Origin of the sequence: Streptomyces sp. SP18CS02 (assembly GCF_036322365.1) — a bacterium.
In the GTDB taxonomy this organism is placed as follows: Bacteria; Actinomycetota; Actinomycetes; order Streptomycetales; family Streptomycetaceae; genus Streptomyces.
In genome coordinates this window covers 1-447 of sequence record NZ_JAQYXC010000064.1, presented here as the reverse complement: position 1 = coordinate 447, position 447 = coordinate 1, and the positions used below count along the sequence as shown (strand labels likewise).

The following is a 447-nucleotide window of genomic DNA, read 5'->3' as shown; positions in this document are numbered from 1 at the left end:
CGGCGCCGAAGATGGCCTCCTGCTTCCAGTAGGCGTCCGGGTTCGTCAGCCGTGACTTGATGGCGGCCAGGTCGCCGGCCGGCATGTGCTTGGCGGCGTCGATGCGCAGTCCGTCGACGCCCAGCGACAGCAGGTCGTTCCTGTAGCCGGCGATGCTCTTGCGGACGGGCTCCTCGCCGGTGTCCAGGTCGGGCAGCTGTACCAGCTCGCACTGCTGGATGTTGGCCCGGTCCTGGTAGGTGGAGATGGCGGCTCGTCAGTAGTCCAACGCGGCCCCGGAGTACAGGCCGGGGTAGTCGTACTTGCTGAAGGGCGTGCCCCCTGTTCCCGTGCCGGAGCCGTTCGCCATGTGGTTGATCACCGTGTCGGCGACGACCTTGACGCCGGCCGCGTGACAGGTGTCGATCATGTTCTTGAAGGCGGCCCGGTCGCCGAGCCGTCCCCGCT

1 pseudogene is annotated in these 447 nt (G+C 68.0%); it reads right to left on the bottom strand.

Going from position 1 to position 447, the window contains the following annotated elements:
- Positions 1 to 447: pseudogene (locus tag PUR26_RS00245) on the bottom strand (alpha-amylase family glycosyl hydrolase); the annotation flags it as partial.